The organism is Longimonas sp., assembly GCF_046498435.1.
GTDB lineage: Bacteria > Bacteroidota > Rhodothermia > Rhodothermales > Salinibacteraceae > Longimonas.
The window spans coordinates 1-5,873 of sequence record NZ_JAWOAR010000197.1 but is presented as its reverse complement, the minus strand read 5'-3'; the positions used below and the strand labels follow the sequence as shown (position 1 = coordinate 5,873).

The following is a 5,873-nucleotide window of genomic DNA, read 5'->3' as shown; positions in this document are numbered from 1 at the left end:
CGGCACAGACCGCTTCGGAGCAGACCTTACAGCCGGTACGTGAGCGAGGCTGTAATACGGCGTGGCAGGATGGGGCGCGCGTTAAAGAACGGCTGGTCCGATGGATCGACGCCCGCGGGCAGACGCGGATCGCCCTCGGTGAGGCCGCGGCTTTCGAATGCGTTGAAGGCGCGTACGCCCAGGCGCAGCGATTGCTCATCCGAGAAATCAATGGTGTAGCCCAATCCCGCATTGATGATGGTGTAAGCATCGAGCTCCTGGAAATTGGCCTCATCGCCATAGCGCTTGCCTGTGTACTTGCCGCTGATGCTGGCATCGAGGCCCGCATTTTCATACGTCAGCTCGGCCTGGCTCATCACCTGGGGCTGCCGCTGAATCCAGTTGCCTGTGAACTCGCCAAAGTCAGTAAACTCATGATTTTGGAGCGTGAGCATGCCATCCAGGCGGAAGTCCGAAGCAAACGGCGGGACGAAGGCCCCTGTAAGTTCTACACCAAACGTTTGGCTTCCCCCAACCTGCTCCGGTACAATTTCGATAACGCCCGTTTCGGGGTTCTCGCGCGGGTCGGCTGAGAAGCGATTGTTGAGTTCGGTATAGTAAAGAGCCAGCGATCCGGACAGGCTCGAAGAGCTGAGGCGTAAGCCCAGCTCACCTTGCAGGAACTCTTCGTTGTCCAGATCGCCAATCTCGGCATCGGGCGTAACGAGTGGCGCCAACGAGGCTAACTCGGGAAAGAAATAGCCGCGCGATCCGACGCCGTAGAGGTTAAGAATATCTGAGAGGGCATAGTTGACCCCCAGCGATGCCGCCAGATCAGTCGAGCGTACTGAGCGCCGCGTGAATTCGCCATTGCCCCACTGAAAGCCTTGCACAGCTAGGGCATTGCCGAATTCGCCATTTTCACCTACCGTCTCGCTGCCTTCCGAGACGATCTCGGCCTGCCGCAGCTCGTAGCGTGCCCCTACGTCAATGCGCAGGTTGTCGCCAATGGAAACCTCATCGCCGACATATCCGGCGGCTTTGTTGCTTTCAAACTCGTTATTCACGTACACGCTTGCCGCATTGCTGAGGCCGTTCTGCGTAACCTGCGTTTGCTCGCCTGTGTCGGTATCCTCAATGATCAGGTCGATCAGGCGGGGTTGATCCGCGAACTCATTCAGGACGCTGCTGTGCGTATCACGCTGCTTGACCTCGGTACGCGAGAAGAAGCCACCCACCGTAATGTTGTGCGTGGTGGTTCCAGTATCGATCGTACGCGTAAGCTGCACGTCCGTAGAGAAGTCGGTAAAGGGGCGATCCCAGTTCCAGGCGCCCTGATCAATGATATAGTTCGGATTGTTGGGCGTGCCGGGGTCAAACGTCTCCGAGCTATTGGCAAACTGCCAGATCGCCTCCTCATTCGGACCGTCGATGAAGTCCGCCGCATAATCGAACGGGTTCTGAAACGCCGGGAACGGAATGAAGATGTTGAACTGATGGTCCATGTCCGTCCACCGTGTGCGGCTCTCTACATTGTAGTCGTTGCCCAGATCTCGCGAGAACTCGAAAGACACCGACGTGCCATTGGTTACAATGCCATTTTCCATCTGCGACTCGAACACGCCATTGGGAGAGCGGAAGCTGAAGTCAGCAGCCCCTCGTGCATTCACGGTTGTGATCTCGCGTCCGTCGTTACCATCGGCAGCCTCTCCGGTGTCACGGTCGTGCGGAAACGGAAGGAAGAACTGGTTATTGTCGTCAATGTATTTCGCGTAGATGCGGATGTATCCATCATCTTGCAGATACGTCAGGTTCCCCTTTAGCTGCAAGCCACGCGTATCGAGTCCCGATACCACGGGTCCTTCGTCGTAGCGATAAAACCCGCCAATATTGTAGCGCAGATTCTCGCCGATGGGCCCGTTGGTGTTAAAGTCGAACCGGTAGAGGTTGTCCTGGCCAACCTGCGTGCGTAGCGTTGTTTCTTGCGAGCTCCCTCCGGTTTTGCTGATGTAGTTCAGCAGACCCGCTGGTGAGCCAACGCCAAAGAGCGCTGCACTTCCGCCGCGCACAAACTCCAGCTGCTCTACATTCAGGTCATTACGGAAGTAGATATCTTGCGAGCTGGTTGTAGTACGCGTTTCAGAAATGACGGGCATGCCGTCTTCCTGAATGGGGTTGTACTTAAACTGACCGGGGGCAGGAAGACCACGCACAAACACGTTGGCTGCAACCTCACCACCGCCGCCCTCGGTGTGCACACCGGGCACCGAGCGCAGAATGTCGGCCTGGCTGCTTGGTTCACTGCGCTGCAAGTCTTCGCCCTGAATCACCGAGATGGAGCTGGTGGCTTCGCGCTGCGTACGCTCCTGGCGCGTACCCGTCACGATCGCGCCCTCCATCTGCATCACATCCTCGCGCAGCTCGAAGTTCTGATCTACGGTTTCATCGGCTTCGATGGTAACCTCGGCCTGTCCGGGGGCAAAGCCGACAAAGGTGGCACGCACGGTGTAGGTGCCCGCTTCAATATCTTCGATGGTGTAGCGCCCCTCGGCATCTGTGGTTGTGCCAAGTGGGGTGCCTTGCAAGACCACCTGCACACCTGGCAGCGGAGTGCCGTCGATTTGCGTAACCTGTCCGGTGAGCGTGCCCGTTTGCTGCTCATTCGGGGTCGCGCGTACGTCCGACTCGGTCTGGGGCACAATCGCGTAGGAGCGCTCGCCCACCTGCTCGTAGCGCAAGTCGTGCGGATCCAGCAGGCGGTCCAGCTGTCCGCTCAATCGGGCCGGAAGCGCTTTGCGCGTAGGTACTTGCAGATCAGCCAGCACCTCACGCTGATAGAGAAAGGTGACGTCGTGCTCTTCGGAAACGTACGAAAGCGCTTCCTCCAGCGATACAACAGTATCGTCGGGCATGGCCTCGGTCATAGACTGGTCGGCCAATACCGTTTGGGCGCTGACGGGCATCGACAATCCCAGCCCGAGCGCCAGCGCGGCAAGGAAAGTCGTTAAGAAGCAGTTGGTACCTGTGTGTGCATGCATAGCAGTACCTCGTTGGTGCAGTGAGTGTAAATACGTACGTCGGATTCAATGCAAATCAGACACGTACAGCAGGATACTACAGCAGGATACTACTGCAGGATACTGGAGGGCCTCGTTGCAGTCGTCACTGAGGGCATCATTGAATGATGATGCGCTGGTCGGTGCGCTCAATAGGGCGGCCCAAGATGCCTTGGAGCCCATTGATCAGCACAGACAGTTCATTCTCGACCGCGCCTGATACCGTCATCGTGCGAACGGATGCGTCTTCGACAACCACTTCGTAGCCGTACACGCGCTCAATACGTTCTGCGATGAGGGCTACGGGCGTATCGTCGAACACAATGGTGTCGGTCGTCCACGACTGGTAAGCGTCGGGATTCGTGGTGCGTTGTTGTTGGATGCCGTCGTTATCATCGAAGGTGATCCAGTCGCCCGGTGCTATTTCGGTGGATGTAGAGGCTTCCGAAGCCGGAGTCACCGTTACCACCCCCGAGGCGAGCACCACATCCGTAGTGGTCTCCCAGTGGCTTACGGTGAACGTGGTGCCCATCACGCGGACCGTGCCATCGGGGGTGTGCACTTCAACCGGAGCATCAGCATCGGTGCGAGGCGCAACGTCGAAGCGGGCCTCGCCCTGTAGCGTGAGCTGATGCGGGGCGTCGTCGTCATAGCGCAGGGTCGAGTTGCCGGCAAGCGTAGCCTGAATACCCGGTCCAACATCAACCTGTGTGCGCTCGCCGTAGGCCGTGCGAACGACCTGCTCGGCGGCTGTACCGCTCGGATACTGCATGAGCACAACACCCAGTGCCAGCATAGCGATCAGGGCAGCGGTAGCCCATGCGGCTGTGCGGCGTCGGGGCGAGCGTCGGCGACGCGCAGGACGGCGCGCACGGCGCGGTGCCCGGGGAGCGGGCGCGGCAGTCTCGTCGGTCTGGGTGCGAGATACGCGCTCCCAGGCCGCATCGACCGCTTCCGGAGGAGCCTCCGGAGCCGTCCACTCCACGGATTCAATAGTGCGCCGGGCTTCGCGCAGAGCCTCGGTATGGGCGGGGCTTTGCGCGGCCCACGCCTCCCAGTCGGTATCGGCCCAGTCGGTATCGGTGGCATGAGCCGATGCATCCCCCATCGCCCATCGTTGAAACGACGGGTCGCTGAGCAGGCGCTGCACGAGTGCCTCGGTACGATCTTCCATGTAAACGATGAGTCCAACGAATCCAACAAACACGTGAGGCCTCCCTCATTGTACGTGTGCTGTTCACCCTATAAGAGGGAGGCCACTTGCCGATGTACGCTTCTGAAATGTAACACAGTTGCAACTTGGTTACTGCGCCGTATCATGGTGTGCTTCTATGACGCATCAACCGTCTTAATGTACGTTCGGATATGAAGGAGCGCCTCGGAGACGTAGTTGCGCGCGGTTTGATAGGCAATATCCATCACCTCGGCAATCTCTCGGTGCGTAAGCCCATGCTTAAAGCGCAGATACAGCGCCTCGCGCCGTCGTTCGGATAGCGTATTGAGGGCCTGCTCAACCTTCTCTTGGCGTTCGGTGCGGCGCTCGTGGGCCACAAGCAGATCCTCGTGGGCAACGGTAAACGCTGGGGGGGGATGGGCACGCTCTGTTTCCTGTTCATTCCGCTTGCGCTCGGTTTGCAACTGTCGAATCAGCTGTCGTCTGAGCGCCGCCAGCAGGTAGCTGCGCGGGTGCTCCAGGTCATCTACCGACGTGTCGCTGCGCCACAGGGCCATGAACACCTCCTGAATGGCGTCTTCTACGAGAGCGGTGCGCGTGGTGAGGCGATGCCCATAGCTACGCAAGTGCGGGTACGTCCGACGAAAAAGCTGCTCGAACGGGTTGTTCGAGTCAGATGTGGAGGCGTCGCCGGGGGGTGTGGAAGGGTCAGCCACAGCGTGTGAGCACATCGAGTTCGCAGAACAAGCAACAGCAGCCCGCAGGATGGTACCCCAGGCCACCTGTACCTAAATCACAACTTCATATACACATAACATACAGAGGCGTAGACATTCGAGCATAGCCCATGATGCCACTGATCACACCATTTTTGCAAACACGGCGTGGCTTCGCGCACCGCGCATAGGTCTATATTGCTGCTATATTGTTACGGGATTGGTCCTCTCATAGCAGGGAATCCCCACTTAAGGCCGTACAACGCACTCTTTGTAACGATATCCGAGTACACGTTATGATGGCCGATGTCAGGGGTCATGAAGGTGCATTTCTGGAAATGTATCATTTCTGCGCGCCCGGTCTCTGGTGGGGGACCGGGCGTTTTTTTGTTGGGGGGTAGCAATGTACAGCGCCGACGTATCGTTGATATCCAGAATAGCGAATGAAAGAGGGCAGCCCTCACGTCCTGCACTATTGCTGTGTCAATCCTCATTTTGATGGTTGCTTTGCAATCAGCCCCCACGAAGCCTGTCATGGTGAGCGCAGTCGAACCATCTCCTTGGCGTTTAGCAGGAACTTTTCGGGACGGCACGGCACGCGTATCCATCTGGTTTAACCCAAACATTGACCTGTGACAGAGCACTATTCTGCGTTCGTTGGTGTATTTTCTTCCCAGACCTCTTCTACACGCATTATCCCGGCCTCCCACAGCGCCGGACCCTGCGTTCGCAGAACCGACCACCCCTCGGTCACCTGTTCTTCAACCCAGACGCGAGACTCAGGAGGCAGTACGCGCTCGTGGGTTGCCCGCACATCCTCGGCGGCTGGAATGGATTCTTGAGTTTCGGTTGGCAGCCAACTCGCAACGGTCCCGTAGATACCAGGCACGTAAAACAAAAACAAACCAACGGCGACCGTTACGATCGTCCATTTCACAACGCGCTTGA

General features: G+C 58.1%; 4 protein-coding genes. All 4 read right to left on the bottom strand.

Annotation, left to right across the window (positions count from 1 at the left end; translation table 11 throughout):
- Positions 1-26 precede the first annotated feature (26 nt).
- Positions 27-3,017 carry a TonB-dependent receptor gene (locus tag R6U20_RS07415; RefSeq protein WP_410337223.1) on the bottom strand — a complete coding sequence of 997 codons (2,991 nt, stop codon included), beginning with the start codon at positions 3,015-3,017 and terminating at the stop codon, positions 27-29.
- A 136-nt stretch (positions 3,018-3,153) separates the two neighbouring features.
- A complete protein-coding gene (locus R6U20_RS07410; RefSeq protein WP_410337222.1) occupies positions 3,154-4,209 on the bottom strand; it encodes a FecR family protein in 1,056 nt (351 codons plus the stop codon).
- A gap of 155 nt (positions 4,210-4,364) precedes the next feature.
- Positions 4,365-4,925 (bottom strand): RNA polymerase sigma factor, encoded by a 561-nt coding sequence (locus tag R6U20_RS07405; protein ID WP_410337221.1) that lies wholly within the window; start codon positions 4,923-4,925, stop codon positions 4,365-4,367.
- Positions 4,926-5,568: 643 nt separating this feature from the next.
- Positions 5,569-5,873: hypothetical protein (locus tag R6U20_RS07400; protein ID WP_410337220.1), on the bottom strand; the 305-nt coding region annotated here is incomplete at its 5' end.

Bases quoted from the DNA above. Each gene is read 5' to 3' on its own strand.
- R6U20_RS07415 (WP_410337223.1), bottom strand. From the start codon at position 3,017: ATGCATGCACACACAGGTACCAACTGCTTCTTAACGACTTTCCTTGCC.
- R6U20_RS07410 (WP_410337222.1), bottom strand. From the start codon at position 4,209: ATGGAAGATCGTACCGAGGCACTCGTGCAGCGCCTGCTCAGCGACCCG.